The following is a 20,137-nucleotide window of genomic DNA, read 5'->3' on the forward strand; positions in this document are numbered from 1 at the left end:
ATTCCAAGGACGGTGCCCGGATGCTCCCGCCCTGCCGACGTCTCGTCAATCCTGCGGACCTTTCCAGTCGGCAGGACCGGCATGGCAACCCCGCCGTGGCCGGTTTCCCCCCCTATCCACGTATCACGGGTGTGGACAGGGGGAAGGACACCTTGACGAAGATTGATTCGAACCGGCCCGTGCGGCTGGGCATTGTCGGCTGCGGGGCGATCACCCGCGAAGCGCACCTGCCGGTGATCGTCGGCGACCGCCGGGTCGAGTTGGCCGTGCTCTGCGACCGCGACCGCAGCAACGCCACCCATGCCGCGCATGCCAGCGGCGTCGACGCCGCGATCGCCACCGACGTGGCCGACCTCGCCGGCAAGGTCGACGCCGCGATCGTGGCCGTGCCCCCGCGCTTCCATGCACCCATCGCGATCCAGCTGATGGAGATGGGCATCGACGTACTGTGCGAGAAGCCGCTGGCGATCACCGCCGCCGACGGCCGGAAGATGGTCGACGCCGCGCGCCGGACCGAACGGATCCTGGCCGTCGCCCTGATGATGCGGTTCTTCCCGCACAACCGCTGGCTCGCCGACCTGGTGGAGGAAGGCGAGATCGGCGAGGTCCGCGAGGTGATCGTCGAGGATGGCGCACCGCTGGACTGGCCGATGGCCAGCAACAGCTATTTCGACCGCAACGCGACCGGCGGCGGCGTGCTCTTCGACAGCGGCGTGCACCTGCTCGACCGCGTGCTCTGGCTGTTCGGCGACCTCACCGACATCGCCTACGAGGACGATGCCTTCGGGGGTTTCGAGAGCAATGCGAAGTTGACCGGCACGCTGCAGATCGGCGGACGTGCGGTGCCGGCGCGCATGGAGTTCAGCTGGTCGCACCGCCTGCGCCGCAGCATCCGTGTCGTCGGCGAGCGCGGCACGCTGGAAGCGCATACGTCCGATCCTCGCACCCTGACCCTGCACCGGCGCACGCGACGCGGCCCGATGGAGATGCAGATCCTATGCGCTCAGCGCTGGGACGGACGCAGCCATTACCGCGCGCAGCTCAACGATTTCATCGGCGCGATCCGCGAACGTCGCGCGCCGTTCGTGACCGGGGAATCGGCCCTGCAGGCGCTGTCCGTCATCGAGACGGCCTACGCACGGCGGACTTCGATGGCGCAGCCCTGGCTGGCGCGGCTGGAGGCTTCGGCATGACGCCCACCAAGATCCTGGTCACCGGCGCCAGCGGCTTCATCGGTTCGCGCCTGTGCGAACTGCTCTCGCTCGAATACCGGCTGCCCTACCGCGCGATGGTCCGCGACTTCTCGCGCGCCGCACGCATCGCACGCCTGGATGCCGAACTGGTCGCCGGCGACATGCTCGACGCCGCCAGCCTCGCCCGCGCGGTGGAAGGCTGCGACGCCGTGGTCAACCTCGCCCACGGCGACGACGAGAGCGCGCAGAAGCAGACCACCCAGTTGATCGAGGCGTGCACGCGCGCGGGCGTGCGCCGCATCGTCCACATCAGTTCGATGGCCGTGCACGGCCCGTCGCCGAAGCTGGACGTGCTGACCGAGGCCACCGCGCCGATCGAGCGCTGGAACGAGGCCTACTCCGACGCCAAGGCGGCCGCCGAGGCCGTGGTCGTGGCCGCCGGCAAGCGCGGCGCGCTGGAGACGGTGGTGATCCGCCCGACCATCGTGTACGGCCCCTACAGTTTCTTCGTCACGCCCATCGTGCATGACGCGCGCGGTGGCAAGATCAGCCTGATCGACGGCGGCCGCGGGCTGTGCAACGCGGTCTACGTGGACGATGTCTGCGAAGCGATCATGGCGGCGATCGAGCGCGACGACGCGGTCGGCGAGGTCTTCCTGATCAACGGCGATGGCCGCCTCACCTGGGGCGAGTTCATCACCACGTTCGCCGGCATGGTCGAGGGCGAGAAGACGGTCCATGACCACGCACTCGACGATATCGCCGCGTACTGGAAATCAAAGCAGCCCAACGCACGCGACAGCGTCAAGGCGGCGATCCGACTGGCGGCCTCGCCGGCGTTCCATGCCCAGTTGGGCACCATCCCGTCGCTGGGCCAGCTGATCCGCGGGGCCAAGGAAATGGTGGCCCGCCGGATCACGCCCGAGCAGAAACTGAAGATCAAATCGCGCCTGCGGGGCCGTGGTGCGCCTGCGCCCATCGACGACGTGCCATCGGTGCGCATGCCGAGCGAGGGCCGCGTGGTCCGCGAAGCCTACCGCGCGTGGGTCGCCAACGACCACGCCAAGGCGCGGTTGGGCTGGAAGCCGGCGCATTCGTTCGAACTCGGCGCCCAGCGCACAGCGGAATGGATGCGGTTTGCGCGGTTGATCTGATCGGCACGCGAGCCACCTGGCCGCCCAATCCAGCTCGTAGGATGGGTTGAGCGAAGCGATACCCATCGAGCCACTCGTAGGACGGCGTGAGCGAAGCGGTACTCAGCGGCGAAGTCCGGACTACCCGTCAAGTAGGACCACGATGATGGGTATCGCCTTCGGCTCAACCCATCCTACCTATGCATGCCAGGTGTCTTCCAGGTATCGCGGGCGGCAGGCCAGATATCCGCCGACCAGCAGCACGCCGACGCAGGCGGCGAGGAAAGCCATCGGCCATGCCCAACCGTGCGTGTACTCGTGCAACAGACCGAAGGCCAGCGGTCCGGCGCAGGACAGCGTGTAGCCCACGCCCTGCATAAAGCCCGACAGGGCGGCTGATCCTTCTGGCGTACGCGTGCGCAGGTTGATCATCGTCAGCGACAGCGGGAACGTGCTGGGGCCCAGGCCGAGCAGCGCGACCCACAGCGCGGGCGCGGCCATCGGCGCCAGCAGCAGGCCGGCGAACGCCGCCGCGTAGAACCCGGCGCAGACCACGACCACGATGAAGGGATTGCGCATGCGCACCGCGATCAGCGGCATGGTCAGCGAGGCCACCAGGCCCAGCGTGGAGAACAGCGCCACCATCGTGCCGCCCAGCGCGGGCGTGCCGCCGGCTTCGACCAGCAGCTTCGGTAGCCAGGTGAACATGGAATACGTCACCAGCGAGGTCATGCCGAACATCAGCGCCATGCCCCAGGCCACCGGCGAGCGCCAGGCGCGGCCGGTGGGACGCGGCGCGGCGAGCTCCGGCGCTTCGTCGTCGACGGTGACGGCGGCATCGTGGGCGCGCGCCAGCGGCGAGGCGGCGAGGCGCTCTTGCCACAGCATCAGGCACCACGGCACGGCGGAGGCCGCGGCGAACACCGCCCACAGGCCCAGCGAGATGCGCCAGCCCGCGGCTTCCATCATCGGCACCGCGACCAGTGCGGGCAGGATGGTGCCGGCCTGCAGCACGGTGATGTACAGCGTGCTGACCGCGCCGACGCGATCGGCGAAATAGCGCTTCACCAGCGGCGGCAGCACGATGTTGCCGATGCCCATGCCCGCCAGCGCCGTCAGCGACGCGGCCATCAGCGCCGCGGTGTCGTGGGCGCCACTGCGCAACAGCAAGCCCAGCGTGGCCAACAGCATCGCCACCAGGGCGGTGCGCTCCAGACCGATGCGATGCGCGAGCGCCGGTGTGGCGGCGCCGAACAACGCGAACGCCGCCGTCGGCAGCATGCCGAACACGCCGGTCGTGGTGGCACCGAAGCCGAAGGTATCGCCGAGCGTGTCCAGCAGCGGCGTCAGCGACGTGACCGCCGTGCGCAGGTTGAAGGCGGACAGCACGATGCCGAGCAACACCAGCCCTCGACCGGACCAGCGCGGCGCGGATGCGGCGGCGTGTGTCTTCTTGGATTCCATGCCCGTCATTATCGTCGACCGCATGACAGCCGTCGGCGCGCGCATGAAGACGCTGTGTCCTGCGCGCTTCCCCGCGACGTCGCGAACGCGAAGAACAGGCAAAGAAAAAGCGGGCCGAAGCCCGCTTTTCCGTATCGCATCGCGATGTCGTGCGGCTTACTCGGCCGACACGCCCTCGCCTTCTTCCACGGCCTTGATCGACAGGCGGATGCGGCCCTGCTTGTCGACTTCCAGCACCTTGACCTTGACCACGTCGCCTTCCTTCAGCGCGTCGCTGACCTTCTCGACGCGGTCGTTGGAGATCTGCGACACGTGCACCAGGCCGTCCTTGCCCGGCAGGATGGTGACGAACGCACCGAAGTCCATGATCTTGGCGACCTTGCCTTCGTAGATGCGGCCCGGCTCGACGTCGGACGTGATCTGCTCGATGCGGGCCTTGGCGGCCTGGCCGGCGGCGCCGTTCACCGAAGCGATGGTGATGGTGCCGTCGTCCTGGATGTCGATCTGCGTGCCGGTTTCCTTGGTGATCGCCTGGATCACCGAGCCGCCCTTGCCGATCACTTCGCGGATCTTGTCGGGGTGGATCTTGATGGTGATCAGGCGCGGCGCGAACTCGCTCAGTTCCTGGCGCGGTGCGGTCATCGCGTGGGCCATCTCGCCCAGGATGTGCAGTCGGCCGGCCTTCGCCTGCGTCAGCGCCTGCTTCATGATCTCTTCGGTGATGCCTTCGATCTTGATGTCCATCTGCAGCGCGGACACGCCGTTCGCGGTACCGGCCACCTTGAAGTCCATGTCGCCCAGGTGGTCTTCGTCACCCAGGATGTCGCTCAGCACGACGAAGTCGTTGCCTTCCTTCACCAGGCCCATCGCGATGCCCGCGACCGGGGCGGTGATCGGCACGCCGGCATCCATCAGCGCCAGCGAGCTGCCGCAGACCGAAGCCATCGAGGACGAACCGTTCGACTCGGTGATTTCCGAGACGACGCGGATGGTGTACGGGAAGGATTCCATCGTCGGCATCACGGCGAGCACGCCGCGCTTGGCGAGGCGGCCGTGGCCGATTTCGCGACGCTTCGGGCCCATCATGCGGCCGGCTTCGCCCACCGAGAACGGGGGGAAGTTGTAGTGGAACAGGAAGTGGTCCTTCCACTCGCCGCCGACGGCGTCGATCACCTGGCCGTCGCGCGCGGTGCCGAGGGTGACGGCGACGATCGCCTGCGTCTCACCACGGGTGAACAGCGAGGAGCCGTGCACGCGCGGCAGCACGCTGACCTTGGAGGAGATCGGGCGGACGGTGTCCAGCGCACGACCGTCGATGCGGACCTTGGTAGCCAGCACGGAGCCGCGCATGGTCTGGTATTCCAGCTCGCCGAATTCCTTCGACAGCGCGCCGGCGGCCCAGCCTTCCGATTCCGCACGGCCGGCCAGCTGCGCCAGCACGTCCTTCTTGATCGCCGAGATGGCGTCGCGGCGCTGCAGCTTGTCGCGCACCTGGAAGGCGCCGTCGAGCTGCGTGCCCACGGCTTCCTTCAGCGCCGAGATCAGCACTTCGTTCTTGGCCGGCGCGGACCAGTCCCAGCTCTTGGTACCGGCTTCAACGACCAGCTCGTTGATGATGTGGATGACCTTCTGCATTTCGCGATGGCCGAACATCACGGCGCCCAGCATCACGTCTTCCGACAACTCGGCGGCTTCGGATTCGACCATCAGCACGGCGTTGGAGGTACCGGCGACGACGAGCTCCAGCTTGGAGTCCTTCAGCTCGCTGACGGTCGGGTTCAGCACGTACTCGCCGTTGATGTAGCCGACCTTGGCGGCACCGATCGGGCCGTTGAACGGCGCGCCGGTCAGGGCGACGGCGGCGGAGGCGCCGATCAGCGCCGGGATGTCGCCGTCGATTTCCGGGTTCAGCGACATCACCGTGGCGATGACCTGCACTTCATTGCGGAATTCTTCCGGGAACAGCGGACGCAGCGGGCGGTCGATCAGGCGGGAGATCAGCGTCTCCTTCTCGGTCGCGCGACCTTCGCGCTTGAAGAAGCCACCCGGGATACGGCCGCCGGCGTAGAACTTCTCCTGGTAATCGACCGTCAGCGGGAAGAAGTCCTGGCCTTCACGGGCCGACTTCGCCGCCACGGCGGTGACCAGCAGCACGGTGTCATCGACCTTGACGATGACGGCGCCGCCGGCCTGACGGGCGATTTCGCCGGTTTCCAGGGTGACCTGGTGCTTGCCGTACTGGAAGGTTTTGGTGATCTTTGCCACGTGGGTTCCTTGGGGATGCCTTGTTCGGTTGGACCGCGCACGACCCTTGCCGCGCGCAGGTGGCCGGGGGTAGCGGCCGGTGTTTCAGCGAGGGCGGGCCCGGTGCGGCCCGCGGTTACAGCATTCCGTTCCCTGAAATGCAAACCGCGGCGCATCTCTGCGCCGCGGTGGGGTGTTGCATCAGCGACGCAGACCGAGCTTCTCGATCAGGGTCTTGTAGCGCTCGTTGTCTTTCTTCTTGAGGTAGTCAAGCAGGCTGCGACGGCGGTTGACCAGCTGCAGCAGACCACGACGGCTGTGGTGATCCTTCTTGTGGGTCTTGAAGTGGCCGCTCAGGTGCTCGATGCGGGCGGTCAGCAGGGCGACCTGCACTTCCGGGGAGCCGGTATCGTTGGCGCCGCGGGCGTTGTCGGCAATCACTTTCTTGGTATCGACGGACATGATGTTCTCTCGTTGGATGCGTGACCTGCAGGAACGCGGGCTGTCCTCCGCGCGCACCGCCTGGTTCGCCGTTTGCGAAGCAAAAGGATGGGAAACCACCGGTGAAAACCGGCGGCGTAGTGTAGCCGCCAGGGCCTTGTGAAACAAGGTTTTATTGGCTGCGGCCCGGCGACGCCGCGGCTTCCGCGGTCCATGTGAACAGGCGTTGCGGCGACAGCACGCCCGCGGGATCGACCGTTGCCAGCCCCAGTACGCGGCCCTCCGGGCCATGCACGGCCACGGGACCGTCGCTCGGCGGCTGCCCGCGCAGGCGCTGGCCCTGCCCCAGCCGGCGGGCACCCTCGGCATCCACGTCGACCCGTGGGAAGCCGGTCAGGCCAGCCTCGATCGGCAGCAGGCAGGCGTCGAGGGCGGCTTCCCCGCCCTCCGCCGCCAGGGCCTGCAGCGCTTCGAGCGTGAACATCCGTGGCTGCCTGAACGGCTCCACCCAGAGCCGGCGCAGGACGCCGACGTGGGCGCCGCAGCCCAGGGTCTCGCCCAGGTCGCGAACCAGGCTGCGCACGTAGGTGCCCGAGCCGCATTCCACCCGCAACGCGATGCGCTCCGGGGCAATGTCGAGGATCTCGAGGCCATGCACCTCGACGTCGCGCTCGGGGGCCTCGATCGCCTCGCCCCGGCGAGCCTTGGCGTACAGCGGCTCACCGCCCTGCTTGAGGGCCGAATAGATGGGGGCACGCTGGCGGATGCGGCCCAGCAACGGCGCCAGGGCGTCCAGGACGGCCGCCTCGTCCAGCGTCGGCACGGGACGCTCGCGCAGTGGCGCGCCGTCGGCATCGTCGGTATCGGTGGTGGTGCCGAGGATGGCCACGGTGTCATAGGCCTTGCGCGAACCGAGCAGCAGGCCGGCGATCTTGGTCGCCTCGCCGAAGCAGAGCGGCAGCAGGCCGGTCGCCAGGGGATCCAGGCTGCCGGTGTGGCCGCCCTTCTCGGCGCGGAAGAGGCGGCGGGCCAGCTGCAGGGCCGCGTTCGAACTCATGCCCTGCGGCTTGTCCAGCAGCAGCAGGCCATCCAGCGGGCGGAATTGGATGCGTCCTGCCATGGGTCCCAGATTACGTGGTTTGGCGGGGAGTCGCCGCATCGTAGCGTCGCGCTTGCGCGACGTGCTTGCGAAACAGGTATCAGGACGCCGGAGCGGAGAGCAGCGGAGCAAGCTCCGCTTTACGGTCTTGCCGTACCGACACTCAGGTTTCGTCGTCGGACTCGGGGAGCAGCGGGTTGTCGCGCAGCAGGGTCTCGATGCGCTCGCCGCGATCGACGGAATCGTCGTAATGGAAATGAAGTTCGGGCACGTGCCGCATCTTCACCCTGCGCGCGAGTTCCATACGAAGGCCCCAGGCGAGTTCCTTCAGGCCCTTCACCGCTTCGGCCGAACGTTCCGGCATCAGCGCGGTGACGAACACCTTGGCGTGCGCCATGTCGCGGGTGACTTCCACGTCGGAGACGCTCACCGACGGCAGGCCGTGCTCGCGCACGGCCTCGTGCACCAGCGTGCCCAGCTCGCGACGGAGCTGGGCGGAAACGCGGTCGGTGCGATGGAACGACTTGGTCGGCATGATCAGAGCGTGCGCTGCACTTCGATGCGCTCGAAGCACTCGATCTGGTCGCCCGGCTGGACGTCGTTATAGGCCTTCACGCCGATGCCGCACTCGGTGCCGTTACGCACTTCGTCGACGTTCTCCTTGAAGCGGCGCAGCGATTCCAGCTCGCCCTCGAACACCACGGTGCTGGCGCGCAGGACGCGGATCGGCTTGTTCCGCTTGACCACGCCCTCGACGACCATACAGCCCGCGACCGCGCCGAACTTGGAGCTGCGGAACACGTCGCGCACTTCGGCGATACCGATGATCTCTTCGCGGATCTCCACGCCCAACAGGCCGGAGGCCACCTGCTTCACCTGGTCGATCACGTCATAGATGATCGAGAAGTAGCGCAGGTCCACGCCATTGGATTCGATGATGCGACGCGCGGAGGCGTCGGCACGCACGTTGAAGCCGATGACGGTCGCCTTGGAGGTGACCGCGGAGTTGGCGTCGGACTCGGTGATGCCGCCCACGCCGGAGCTAATGATGTTGATGCGGATCGATTCGTTGGACAGCGCGGTCAGCGAATGGCGCAGCGCTTCCACCGAACCCTGCACGTCGGCCTTGATGATCAGGTTGAGGCTGAGCTGGCCTTCGCCCTTGCCCAGCTGCGCCATGATGTCTTCCATGCGGCTGCCGGCGGACTGGACCAGGCGCGACTCACGGCGCTTGGCGTCGCGCTGCTGCGCCACGTCCTTGGCCAGGCGCTCGTCGTCGACGACCACGAAGTCGTCGCCCGCTTCCGGCACGCCCGACAGGCCAAGCACCTGCACCGGGATGGACGGACCGGCCGAGGCCGGCTGGCCACCGGTTTCGTCGAACAGCGCACGCACGCGACCGTACTGGATGCCACAGACCAGGTAATCGCCCTTCTTCAGGGTGCCCTGCTGCACCAGCACCGTCGCGACCGGGCCACGGCCCTTGTCCAGCGAGGATTCGATGACCACGCCGCTGGCGCGGCCGTCTTCCACGGCCTTCAGTTCCAGCAGTTCCGCCTGGATGGAGATGGCGTCCAGCAGAGTGTCGACGCCCAGGCCCGTCTTGGCCGAGATCTCGACCATCTGGGTGTCGCCGCCGAAGTCTTCGGCGACCACTTCCTCGGCCAGCAGCTCGTTCTTGACGCGCAGCGGGTCGGCGTCGGACTTGTCGATCTTGTTCACCGCCACGATCAGCGGCACCTTGGCCGCCTTCGCATGCTGGATGGCTTCGCGGGTCTGCGGCATGACGCCGTCGTCCGCGGCCACGACCAACACCACGATGTCGGTCAGCTTGGCGCCACGGGCACGCATCGCGGTAAACGCGGCGTGGCCCGGGGTATCGAGGAAGCTGATGACGCCCTTCGGCGTTTCGACGTGGTACGCGCCGATGTGCTGGGTGATGCCGCCGGCTTCGCCGCTGGCGATCTTGGTGCGGCGGATGTAGTCCAGCAGCGAGGTCTTGCCGTGGTCGACGTGGCCCATGATGGTGACCACCGGCGGACGCGAGACCTTCTCGCCCTGCTGCTCTTCCGAATGCGCCAGCAGTTCGTTCTCGACGTCGTTGGCGTCGGCACGCACAGCCTTGTGGCCGAGCTCTTCGGTGATCAGCGCGGCGGTGTCGTGGTCGATGGTCTGGGTGATGGTGGCCATCACGCCCATCTTGAACAGCGCCTTCACCACGTCGCCGCCCTTCAGCGCGAGCTTCTGCGCGAGGTCGGCAACGGTGATGGTTTCGCCGATCGCCACTTCACGCACGATCGGGGCCGTCGGCCGCTCGAAGCCATGCGCACCGCCGCCACCGCGGCTCTGCTCGTGGCGGCGCTGAGGCTTGGGCTTGCCGCGCGAGGCGCCACGGCGGGCACGATCGGCTGCGGACAGGTGCAGCTGGCCGGCGAAGCGGCTGGTGTTGTCGTCGTCCTCGACGCCGGCCACCATCGCGTGCGAACCGCGGGTCTTGTGCTTGGCGGCGGCGGCGTTGTTGCGATCGTCGGTACGCGGCGGATCCTTGCGCACGACCATCTTCGGCACGTGGTGCCCCGGCGTGCCCGGCTTGGCCGGACGCGGCGCTTCGTCGCCATCCACGGCCACCGCGCCGGCGGCCAGCGCAGCGGCTTCGGCGTCCGCCTGTGCGCGCGCGGCGTCGGCCTCGGCGCGTGCGGCGGCCTCTTCCTGGCGACGGCGCTCGAGCTCTTCGGCCCGCTTGGCGTCTTCCTGGGCCAGGCGCTGCTGCTCGTCGAGGTTGCGCTGGCGGGATTCCTCCAGCTTGCGCAGGATTTCGGCACGTTCCGGATCGGCTTCGTTCTGCCAGTTCGTGATGGCGGACTCGGCGTCGGTCGGTTTCACGTACGTGCGCTTCTGGCGCACTTCGACGTTGACCGTGGTCTTGGTCCGGCCGGCGGCGACCGTCACTTCCTGGACCTTGCGGCGGGCCAGGGTGATCTTCTTGGGCGCGGCATCATCCGCGGCGCTCTCGGCCTTGCCGTGGGAGCGCTTGAGGAAGCCGAGCAGCTTCACTTTTTCCATGCTGGTCACGACCTGGTCGGGACCGCTGAAGCTCATGCCGGCCTCGGCCAGTTGCTCCAGCAGTTTCTCGACCGGCGTGTTGACCAGTTCGGCAAGCTTGCGGATGGTGGTTTGCTGCGACATTCGGATCCTAGGTTCTGTGTTGCGCCCCTCCAACCCAGAAGGGAACGCGGATTCTAAGCCCTGCGGGTGCCAGGGCGGTGTTCATCGCTGGCTCATGCGCCGCGTTCCAGGCGGGCCCCGATGGTGCTCACGCACCACGCTCCAGACGGGCAATTTCGTCGGCGCGGGCGGCCAGGATCAGCGCGGCGGCGCGCGCTTCGTCCAGCCCCTCGATGCCGAATTCGACCACTTCGTCGGCCGCCAGGTCGGACAGGTCCTCGCTGGTGCGGACGCCGTGCGAGGCCAGCGCGAACGCGGTCTCCTCGTCCATGCCCTCCAGGGCCAGCAGGTCGTCGGCCGGATGGTTCTCCTCCAGGCCTTCTTCCTCGGCCAGCGCCTCGTTCAGCAGCGCATCGCGGGCACGCGAGCGCAGCTCCTCGACGATGTCCTCGTCGAAGCCTTCCACGGCCAGCAGCTCGCCGACCGGGACGTAGGCGATTTCCTCGACCGTGCTGAAGCCTTCGGCGACCAGGATGGCGGCGATCTCGTCGTCCACTTCCAGCTTGTCCATGAACAGCTGGCGGGCGACGGCCTGTTCGGCCTCGCTCTTGGCCTGGACTTGGTCGGCGGTCATGACGTTGAGCTGCCAGCCGGTCAGGCGGCTGGCCAGGCGCACGTTCTGGCCGCCCTTGCCGATCGCCTGCGCCAGGCGGTCTTCCGCCACGGCCAGGTCCATCGAGTGCTTCTCTTCATCGACGATGATCGACTGCACTTCCGCCGGCGCCATCGCGTTGATGACGAAGGTGGCCGGGTTGTCGTTCCACAGCACGATGTCCACGCGCTCGCCGTTGAGCTCGTTGCTCACGGCCTGCACGCGCGAACCGCGCATGCCGATGCAGGCGCCGATCGGATCGGTGCGGGTGTCGTGCGCGAGCACGGCGATCTTGGCGCGGTCGCCCGGATCGCGCGCGCAGGCCTTGATCTCGACCAGACCCTGGCCCACTTCCGGCACTTCGAGCTTGAACAGCTCGATCATGAACTCCGGCGCCGCGCGGCTGATGAACAGCTGCGGGCCGCGCGGTTCGTAGCGCACGTCGAACAGGTAGCCGCGGACGCGGTCGCCGGCGCGCAGCACGTCGCGCGGGATGCCCTTGTCCTTCGGGATGAAGGCCTCGGCGTTGCCGCCCAGGTCCACGTAGATGTTGCCGCGCTCGGCGCGCTTGACCACACCGGTGACCAGCTCGCCCACGCGGTCCTTCCACGCATCGACCACCTGCGCGCGCTCGGCCTCGCGGACGCGCTGCACGATGACCTGCTTGGCGGCCTGCGCCGCGATGCGGCCGAAGTCCGGGTTTTCGATCTTTTCTTCGATCCAGTCGCCGACCTCGGCGCCTTCGGCTTCGTCCTCGGCGTCCATCAGGCGGATCTGGCGATCGGGCGATTCCATCACCACGTCGTCGGCGACGACTTCCCAGCGACGGAATGTCTCGTAGCTGCCGTCCTTGTGGTCGATGGTGACGCGCACCTGCACGTCCTGGTCGAGGTAACGCTTCTTGGCGGCGGACGCCAGCGCGGCCTCGATGGCATCGAAGATGACTTCGCGCGGCACGCCCTTTTCGTTGGCCACCGCATCAACGACCAGCAACAATTCCTTACTCATTGATCACTCCGCGCGCGGCTTGCGGGCCGCCGGTTGGTTGGGTTTTTTCTTGGCTTTCTTCGCCGGCGCGCGCTTGGCGTCGCCGGTCTTGGCGGGAGCCTTGCGGCCGCCGCCGGGTTTCTCGGGCGCCAGGCCCAGCGCTGCCCAGTCGGGGACCAGGCGCGCCTTGTCGATGTTGTCGAACGCCACCTTCAGCTCGGCGCCCTCGACGTTGAACACGATGTCGCCGCCCTCGACGCGGCTGATCACGCCCTGCAAGCGGCGACGGCCATCCTGCGGGAGCTTCATGACCACCTTGGCCGACTCGCCCAGGAAACGCACGTAATGGGCCTGGCTGAACAGCGGACGGTCCACGCCGGGCGAGGACACTTCCAGCGTGTAGTTGCCGGTGATCGGATCCTCGACGTCCAGCTGCGCGGAGACCTCGCGGCTGACCGACTCGCAATCGTCGATGTTGACGTGTCGGGTGGCGCGCTCGGCTTCCTGCACGTCGATGTACAGGCGCAGCGTCGCGCCGCCGGGCGCCGGCAGGTACTCGATGCCGAGCAGCTCGAGCCCCAGCGCCTGGACGGTCGGGGCCAGCAGTTCGACGATGTGGTGGGCCTTCTCGCTCACGTGGTCTGTGCCGTGGTGTCGTGGATGCGGATCGGATAACGCCAGAAACGACAAAGGGCCCGGCGGGCCCCTTGTCCGATAACGCTGGATGTCGGTGCAACGACGGGAACATGCGTCGTTGCGTGCCCGAGTTGCCCGGAACATCGGGCCGGAGGACCGACCGATGAACCGGAAAACTTGGTAGCGGGGGCAGGATTTGAACCTGCGACCTTCGGGTTATGAGCCCGACGAGCTGCCAGACTGCTCCACCCCGCAGCAGAAGCGAAATTATGATGAATGCGCGGCCGCTTTGCAAGCCTTGGCGCGCACCTCAATGAGGCATCGCGTTCATCACGCGTTGCCGGCGACAGGCCGCCGGCGCAGAAAACGCCTGTTTCCAGGCCTCAGCCGGCGAACGCCAGCTTGCACCACGCCATGATCGGGTTCCAGGCGATGCCCAGGGCCAGCAGGCCCAGCGCGTTGACGCCGAATACCATCGGCACCACGCGGTCGGCGCGCGGCGGGGGCATTTCGCCCACCGGCTCGTCGAAGTACATCACCTTGATCACCCGCAGGTAGTAGAACGCGCCGATCACCGCGCACAGCACGCCCAGGATCGACAACCACAGGAATCCGCCGTTCACCGCGGCACCCAGCACCACCAGCTTCGCCCAGAAGCCCAGGAACGGCGGGATGCCGGCCAGCGAGGCCATCACGCACAGCACCAGCCCGGCCTGCCAGGGATTGCGGGCGTTCAGGCCCTTGAAGTCGTCGATCTTGTCGGCTTCGAAGCCCTGGCGCGACAGCACGATGATGGCGCCGAACGCGGCAGCGGACATGATCGCGTAGCTGATCGCGTAGAACAGCGCGGCCGAGTAGCCGACTTCACCGCCCCCGGCGAAGCCCACCAGCAGGAAGCCCACGTGCGACACGGTGGAGTACGCCAGCATGCGCTTGAGGTTCGTCTGCGCGATGGCGATGACGTTGCCGATCACCAGCGATGCGGCGGCCAGGCCCGCCAGCAGCCATTGCCACTGCGCCGCGGCCGGACCTACGCCGTCCTGCAGCAGGCGGAACGCCATGCCGAAGGCCGCCAGCTTGGGAGCCGCGCTGATGAACAGCGTCACCGGTGTCGGCGCACCCTGGTAGACGTCCGGGAGCCACATGTGGAACGGCGCCGCGCCCAGCTTGAACGCCACGCCGGCGACCATGAACACCACGCCGGTGAGCAGCAGCAGGCGCTGGTCGCCGCCACCGGCGAGCGCGTCGCCCGTGGCCTGGAAGATCGCCGGCAGGTTCAGCGAGCCGGTCGCGCCGTATACCAGCGACATGCCGTACAGCAGCAGGCCCGAGGCGAGCGAACCGAGCACGATGTACTTCATCGCGGCTTCCGTCGACAGCCCGTCATCGCGATTCAACGCGACCAGCGCGTAGGAGCACAGGGCCAGCAGCTCCAGCCCCAGATACATCATCACCAAGCTGCCGGCGGACACCATCATCATCATGCCCGCCGTCGCGAACATGACCAGCACGGGCGCCTCGCCCGGATACAGGTTGCGCTCGCGCAGGTACGGCCAGCCGTAGACCAGCGACAGCGCGCTGACCGCGACGATCACGACCTTGCTGACGTCGGCCAGGGTATCGCGGACGAACATGCCGCTGAACACACTGCCCTGCCCGCCCACACCGGTCGCCAGCATCCAGACGACGACGGCCATGATGACCAGCGTCAGGGCATGGGTGATGATCCGGCGGGAGCTGTCCAGGAACAGGTCCAGCATCAGCAGCGCGAACGCGCCGGCGATGAGGGTCAGCTCGGGCAGCAGGGGCTGCAGGTCGGCGGCGGAGATGGGCATCGGCGTCGTCATGATTCGTCCTTACAGCTTGCTGTTGGCGAGCTGCATCGCCAGTTGCGCGATCGACGGCTCCATCAGGTCGGTCAGCGGCTTGGGGTACACGCCCAGCGCCAGCACGCACGCCGCGAAGCCACCCAGCACGACCGCCTCGCGCAGCGACACGTCCTTGAGCTCGGCCACGTGGGCATTGGCCACATCGCCCAGGATCACGCGCTTCACCAGCCAGAGGGTGTACGCCGCACCGATCACCAGCGTGGCGGCGGCGAAGAAGGCGATCAGCGGATGCTGCTGGAAGCTGGCCAGGATCACCATGAACTCGCCGACGAAACCGCTGGTGCCGGGCAGGCCGGAGTTGGCCATGCCGAACAGGATGAAGAACGCGCCGAACCACGGCATCGTGTTGATGACGCCGCCGTAGTCCTTGATCATGCGGGTGTGCATGCGGTCGTACAGCACGCCCACGCAGGTGAACATGGCGCCCGAGATGAAGCCGTGGCTGATCATCTGCACCATCGCGCCCTGCAGGCCCAGGCGCGCGCCATCGACGTTGCCGTAGTCGCGCACCAGGGTGAAGGCGATGAAGATGCCCAGCGTGACGAAGCCCATGTGCGAGACCGACGAATAGGCGATCAGCTTCTTCATGTCGTCCTGCACCAGCGCGACCAGGCCCACGTAGACCACGGCGATCAGCGACAGCACGATGACGAAGGTCGACCACTCGTGGCCGGCGTCCGGCACGATCGGCAGGCTGAAGCGCAGCAGGCCGTAGCCGCCGATCTTCAGCGCGATCGCGGCCAGGATCACCGAGCCGGCGGTGGGTGCCTCGACGTGCGCGTCGGGCAACCAGGTGTGCACCGGGAACATCGGGATCTTCACCGCGAACGCGATCAGGAACGCGAAGAACAACCAGGTCTGCTCTTTCGCGGTCAGCGGCATCGCGTACAGGTCGGCCAGCTGGAAGCTGCCGCCCTTGATGTACAGGTACACCAGGCCGACCAGCATCAGCACCGAGCCGAGGAAGGTGTACAGGAAGAATTTCAGCGACGCGTAGATCCGGCGCGGACCGCCCCAGACGCCGATGATCAGGAACATCGGGATCAGCATGGCCTCGAAGAACACGTAGAACAGCACCGCGTCGCTGGACGCGAAGATGCCGTTGGTCAGGCCTTCCAGGATCAGGAACGCGGCGACGTACTGGGCCACGCGCTTGTTCACCGAACCCCAGGCACCCGCGAGCGTCAGCACCGTGATCAGCGTGTTGAGCAGCAGCAAGGCCACGGCGATGCCGTCGGCACCCAGGTTGTAGTGGATGTCGAAGCTCGGGATCCAGGCGTGGCTCTCGACGAACTGCAGGCCGGGGTTGGCGTAGTCGAACCCGCTCAGCAGGCCCAGGCTGAGCACGAAGGTCAGCACGGCCACCGCGAGGCTCAGCCAGCGCGCCGCATCCGCGCGGGCGTTGCCGAGCGCGAGTATCAGCGCGCCGCCCAGGATGGGCAGCCAGATCAGGACACTAAGCAGGGGCCAGTTCGACACGTTGTGATATCCGTTGAGTTCTTCGCCAGGACGGTCCGCGAGCGGTTACGTCAGGTCGTTACTGCCAAAACTTGATGACCGCGCCCAGCAGCAGGATCAGGCCGATGATCATCGCGAACGCGTAGTGGTACAGATAACCGGACTGGGTCTTGCGCAGCAGCTGCGCGCCCAGGTCGACCAGCTTCGCCGTACCGTTGACCGCCGCACCGTCGATGACATGGCTGTCGATCGCGCGCGATACCTGGCCCAGCTTCACGCCGCCGCCCGCGAACCCGTTGATCCACAGGTGGTCGGCCCAGTACTTCTTGTCCAGGATGTTGGTCAGGAAGGCGCCGACGGCACTGCTGCGGATCTTGCCCGGCAGTTCCGGCTTGAACAGGTACAGGAACGTCGCGAGGGCAAAGCCGCCGAACGCCAGCCACAGCGCCGGGGTCTGTACGCTATGAAGCGCGAACTTGACCGCGCCGTGCCATTCCGGCAACAGCGCCATGACCGTGTCGCGCGGCGAAGTCGCCAACGACGGGTCGAGACGGATGAAATCGATCGCGCCCTGGAAGAACGGCGTCACGAGATGGTGGGCGTCGTTCCAGGCCGTGCCGAACAGCATCGGACCCGCGGTGAACATGCCGACCAGGATCGACGGGATCGCCAACAGCACCAGCGGCACCGTCACCACCCATGGCGACTCGTGCGGCTCATGCGGACCATGGTGGCCGTGATCGTCGTGCGCATCGGCATGTGCGTCGCCGTGGTCGTCGTGGCCATGGTCGCCATGGGCGTCCCGGAACCGTTCCTTCCCGTGGAAGGTCAGATACAGCAGGCGGAAGCTGTAGAAGCTGGTGACGAACACACCCAGCAGCACCGCCCAGTAGCCGTAGGTCGCGATCCATTCGCTGGGGCCCTGGTAGCCCTGTGCGGCCATCACGCCCATTTCGGACATCTTCTCACCCAACTCGTGCGCCACCTCATGGTGGTGGTGCGCCGCCTCGATGATGACGTCCTTCGAATAGAAGCCCGAGAAGAACGGCGTACCGACCAGCGCCAGCGTACCGATCAGGCTGGTGATCCAGGTGATCGGCATGTACTTGCGCAGGCCGCCCATCTTCCGCATGTCCTGCTCGTGGTGCATGCCGATGATGACCGAGCCGGCCGCCAGGAACAGCAGCGCCTTGAAGAAGGCGTGCGTCATCAGATGGAACACGGCCGCCGAGTAGGCCGACACGCCCAGCGCCACCGTCATGTAACCCAGCTGCGACAGCGTCGAGTACGCCACCACGCGCTTGATGTCGTTCTGCACGATGCCGATCAGGCCGGTGAACAGCGCGGTGGTCGCGCCGATGAACAGCACGAAATCCAGCGCGGTCTGCGACAGTTCGAACAGCGGCGACATGCGCGCCACCATGAAGATGCCCGCGGTCACCATCGTCGCAGCATGGATCAGCGCCGAGATCGGGGTGGGGCCTTCCATCGAGTCCGGCAGCCAGACATGCAAAGGCACCTGCGCCGACTTGCCCATCGCGCCGATGAACAGACAGATGCAGGTCAGCGTCGCCATCGACCAGATCACCGGCTGGTCCAACACTTGCGTGGTGTGGCCGAACAGGGTGACGGCGCCCGACCATACCGGCACGGCCTTGCCCGCCAGCATCGGCGCATTGGCGAACACGGTGGCGTAGTCCAGCGTGCCGAACATCAGCAGCACGCAGCCGATGCCCAGCAGGAAGCCGAAGTCGCCGACGCGGTTGACCAGGAACGCCTTCATGTTGGCGAAGATCGCCGTCGGGCGCTTGAACCAGAAGCCGATCAGCAGATAGGACACCAGGCCCACGGCTTCCCAGCCGAAGAACAGCTGCAGGAAGTTGTTGCTCATCACCAGCATCAGCATGCTGAAGGTGAACAGCGAGATGTAGCTGAAGAAGCGCTGGTAGCCCGGATCCTCGGCCATGTAGCCGATGGTGTAGACATGCACCAGCAGCGACACGAAGGTCACCACGACCATCATCATCGCGGTCAGCTTGTCGATCATGAAACCGACGTGGCCGGCGTAGTTGCCGACCTCGAAGAACGTGTACAGGTTCTCGTTGAACGGCGACGCGCCCTGCGCGACCAGCTGGTAGAGCACCCAGCAGGACAGCGCGCAGCTGACGGCCACGCCCAGGATGGTGACCGTGTGCGCGCCTGCGCGACCCACCAGCCGACCGAACAGGCCAGCGACGATCGAGCCCAGCAGCGGCGCCAGCACGATCGCCAGCAGCACGTTCTTGGAGAGGAGGACTTCCATACCGGTCATCGGTGCATCAGCCTTTGAGCGTATCGACTTCGGCCACGTTGATCGTGCGCCGCGTGCGGAACAGGGTGACCAGGATCGCCAGGCCGATGGCGGCCTCGGCCGCGGCCACGGTGAGGATGAAGAACACGAAGATCTGCCCGGCGGCGTCGCCCAGCTCCCGCGAGAAGGCGACGAAGTTGATGTTGACCGACAGCAGCATCAGTTCGATCGACATCAGCAGGACGATGACGTTCTTCCGGTTGAGGAAGATGCCGGCCAGGCTGATGCAGAACAGCACCGCGCCGAGCGCCAGCAGGTGGCCTACGGAAATCATGCCTTGCCCTCCCCTTCCACCGGCGCGCTAGCCGGCATTTCGCGCACCGGCTTCTCGGCCGGCATGGACACCAGGCGGATGCGGTCGCTGGCCTTCACCCGCGACTGTTCGGCCGGATCCTGCGTCTTGGTGCCGGTGCGCTTGCGCAGCGTCAGCATCACCGCGGCCACCACGGCGACGGTCAGGATGACGGCGGCGAACTCGAACGGCAGCAGGAATTCGGTGAACAGCGTGCGCGCCAGCCAGGCGGTATTGGAGACGTCGGCCGCCGCGGATGCGGCGTTGTCCGGGAACGGCGTGGCGGTGCGCGCCTTGATGCCGATCAGCACCAGCATCTGGCCCAGCATCACCACGGCCACCAGCAGGCCGATCGGCAGGAACCTCACCCAGCCCTCGCGGATCTTCACGATGTCGATGTCGAGCATCATCACCACGAACAGGAACAGCACCATCACCGCGCCCACGTAGACGAGGATCAGGGCGACGCCCAGGAACTCGGCGCCCACCAGCAGCCAGGTACAGGCCACCGAGAAGAACGTCAGGATGAGGCACAGCACGGCATGCACCGGGTTGCGCACGCTGATCACCGCGCCGGCGGCGATGACCGCGACGGAGGCGAAAGCGTAGAAACTGATCAGGACCCAATCCATGCTTCGGACCTCAACGGAAGGCGGCGTCGGCGGCGCGGCGCTCGGCGATCTCGGCTTCCAGCCGGTCTCCGATCGCCAGCAGCTGCGGCTTGGTGACGATGTTCTGCCCGCGCTTGTCGAAGTGGTACTCCAGCACGTGCGTTTCCACGATCGAGTCCACCGGGCAGCTCTCTTCGCAGAAGCCGCAGTAGATGCACTTGAACAGGTCGATGTCGTAGCGCGTGGTGCGACGGGTACCGTCGTCGCGCGGGGCCGAATCGATGGTGATCGCCAATGCGGGGCACACGGCCTCGCACAGCTTGCACGCGATGCAGCGCTCCTCGCCGTTCGGGTAGCGACGCAGCGCATGCAGGCCGCGGAAGCGCGGCGACTGCGGGAACTTCTCCATCGGGTACATCAGCGTGTACTTCGGCTTGAAGGTGTACTTCAGCGTCAGCCACAGGCCCTGGAGCAGTTCCAGCAGCATCAGGCTCTTGAAGTAGTGCACAACCTTGCTCATGTC

General features: G+C 66.9%; 16 protein-coding genes and 1 tRNA gene. 2 read left to right on the forward strand and 15 right to left on the reverse strand.

Annotated features, from left to right (window positions below):
• Positions 1–152: 152 nt before the first annotated feature.
• Both BLT45_RS10865 and BLT45_RS10870 read left to right on the forward strand, forming a co-directional pair.
• Positions 153–1,193, forward strand: coding sequence for a Gfo/Idh/MocA family protein (locus BLT45_RS10865; RefSeq protein ID WP_175455821.1), 1,041 nt, complete (start codon positions 153–155; stop codon positions 1,191–1,193).
• Positions 1,190–2,347, forward strand: coding sequence for an NAD-dependent epimerase/dehydratase family protein (locus BLT45_RS10870; protein WP_175455822.1), 1,158 nt, complete (start codon positions 1,190–1,192; stop codon positions 2,345–2,347). Before BLT45_RS10865 ends, BLT45_RS10870 begins: the two co-directional genes overlap by 4 nt.
• A 177-nt stretch (positions 2,348–2,524) precedes the next feature.
• Here BLT45_RS10870 and BLT45_RS10875 read toward each other — a convergent pair whose 3' ends face one another.
• The 15 genes from BLT45_RS10875 to nuoI all read right to left on the reverse strand — a co-directional run bounded on the left by BLT45_RS10875 (position 2,525) and on the right by nuoI (position 20,134).
• The gene (locus BLT45_RS10875) at positions 2,525–3,790 is read right to left on the reverse strand and encodes a CynX/NimT family MFS transporter (RefSeq protein ID WP_093301914.1); all 1,266 of its coding nucleotides are present in this window, start codon (positions 3,788–3,790) and stop codon (positions 2,525–2,527) included.
• 156 nt (positions 3,791–3,946) lie between these two features.
• The gene (gene pnp, locus BLT45_RS10880) at positions 3,947–6,055 is read right to left on the reverse strand and encodes a polyribonucleotide nucleotidyltransferase (protein ID WP_093299402.1); all 2,109 of its coding nucleotides are present in this window, start codon (positions 6,053–6,055) and stop codon (positions 3,947–3,949) included.
• A gap of 180 nt (positions 6,056–6,235) precedes the next feature.
• Positions 6,236–6,496: a 30S ribosomal protein S15 gene (rpsO, locus tag BLT45_RS10885; protein WP_093299406.1), complete on the reverse strand. Its 261-nt coding sequence runs from the start codon at positions 6,494–6,496 to the stop codon at positions 6,236–6,238.
• 151 nt (positions 6,497–6,647) lie between these two features.
• The gene (truB, locus tag BLT45_RS10890) at positions 6,648–7,595 is read right to left on the reverse strand and encodes a tRNA pseudouridine(55) synthase TruB (RefSeq protein WP_093299411.1); all 948 of its coding nucleotides are present in this window, start codon (positions 7,593–7,595) and stop codon (positions 6,648–6,650) included.
• 142 nt (positions 7,596–7,737) lie between these two features.
• Positions 7,738–8,109, reverse strand: a complete 372-nt coding sequence (gene rbfA / locus BLT45_RS10895; protein WP_093299416.1) for a 30S ribosome-binding factor RbfA — start codon at positions 8,107–8,109, stop codon at positions 7,738–7,740.
• 2 nt (positions 8,110–8,111) lie between these two features.
• Positions 8,112–10,760 carry a translation initiation factor IF-2 gene (gene infB, locus BLT45_RS10900; RefSeq protein WP_093299421.1) on the reverse strand — a complete coding sequence of 883 codons (2,649 nt, stop codon included), beginning with the start codon at positions 10,758–10,760 and terminating at the stop codon, positions 8,112–8,114.
• A gap of 127 nt (positions 10,761–10,887) precedes the next feature.
• Complete coding sequence (nusA, locus tag BLT45_RS10905) at positions 10,888–12,399, reverse strand: transcription termination factor NusA (RefSeq protein WP_093299426.1); 1,512 nt, start codon at positions 12,397–12,399, stop codon at positions 10,888–10,890.
• Positions 12,400–12,402: 3 nt separating this feature from the next.
• Positions 12,403–13,014, reverse strand: a complete 612-nt coding sequence (rimP, locus tag BLT45_RS10910) for a ribosome maturation factor RimP (protein WP_093299430.1) — start codon at positions 13,012–13,014, stop codon at positions 12,403–12,405.
• Positions 13,015–13,192: 178 nt separating this feature from the next.
• Positions 13,193–13,269: transfer RNA gene (locus BLT45_RS10915), tRNA-Met, on the reverse strand.
• Positions 13,270–13,397: 128 nt separating this feature from the next.
• On the reverse strand, positions 13,398–14,861 hold the full coding sequence (gene nuoN / locus BLT45_RS10920; RefSeq protein WP_093299433.1) for an NADH-quinone oxidoreductase subunit NuoN: 1,464 nt from the start codon (positions 14,859–14,861) through the stop codon (positions 13,398–13,400).
• 9 nt (positions 14,862–14,870) lie between these two features.
• A complete protein-coding gene (locus BLT45_RS10925) occupies positions 14,871–16,382 on the reverse strand; it encodes an NADH-quinone oxidoreductase subunit M (protein ID WP_093299438.1) in 1,512 nt (503 codons plus the stop codon).
• 58 nt (positions 16,383–16,440) lie between these two features.
• Complete coding sequence (gene nuoL / locus BLT45_RS10930; RefSeq protein ID WP_093299443.1) at positions 16,441–18,663, reverse strand: NADH-quinone oxidoreductase subunit L; 2,223 nt, start codon at positions 18,661–18,663, stop codon at positions 16,441–16,443.
• A gap of 16 nt (positions 18,664–18,679) precedes the next feature.
• Complete coding sequence (gene nuoK / locus BLT45_RS10935; protein ID WP_056881218.1) at positions 18,680–18,985, reverse strand: NADH-quinone oxidoreductase subunit NuoK; 306 nt, start codon at positions 18,983–18,985, stop codon at positions 18,680–18,682.
• Complete coding sequence (locus BLT45_RS10940) at positions 18,982–19,635, reverse strand: NADH-quinone oxidoreductase subunit J (RefSeq protein ID WP_093299448.1); 654 nt, start codon at positions 19,633–19,635, stop codon at positions 18,982–18,984. Before BLT45_RS10940 ends, nuoK begins: the two co-directional genes overlap by 4 nt.
• 10 nt (positions 19,636–19,645) lie before the next feature.
• A complete protein-coding gene (nuoI, locus tag BLT45_RS10945) occupies positions 19,646–20,134 on the reverse strand; it encodes an NADH-quinone oxidoreductase subunit NuoI (protein ID WP_093299453.1) in 489 nt (162 codons plus the stop codon).
• Between the last annotated feature and the right edge of the window lie 3 nt (positions 20,135–20,137).

The organism is Pseudoxanthomonas sp. CF385 (assembly GCF_900104255.1).
In the GTDB taxonomy this organism is placed as follows: domain Bacteria; phylum Pseudomonadota; class Gammaproteobacteria; order Xanthomonadales; family Xanthomonadaceae; genus Pseudoxanthomonas_A.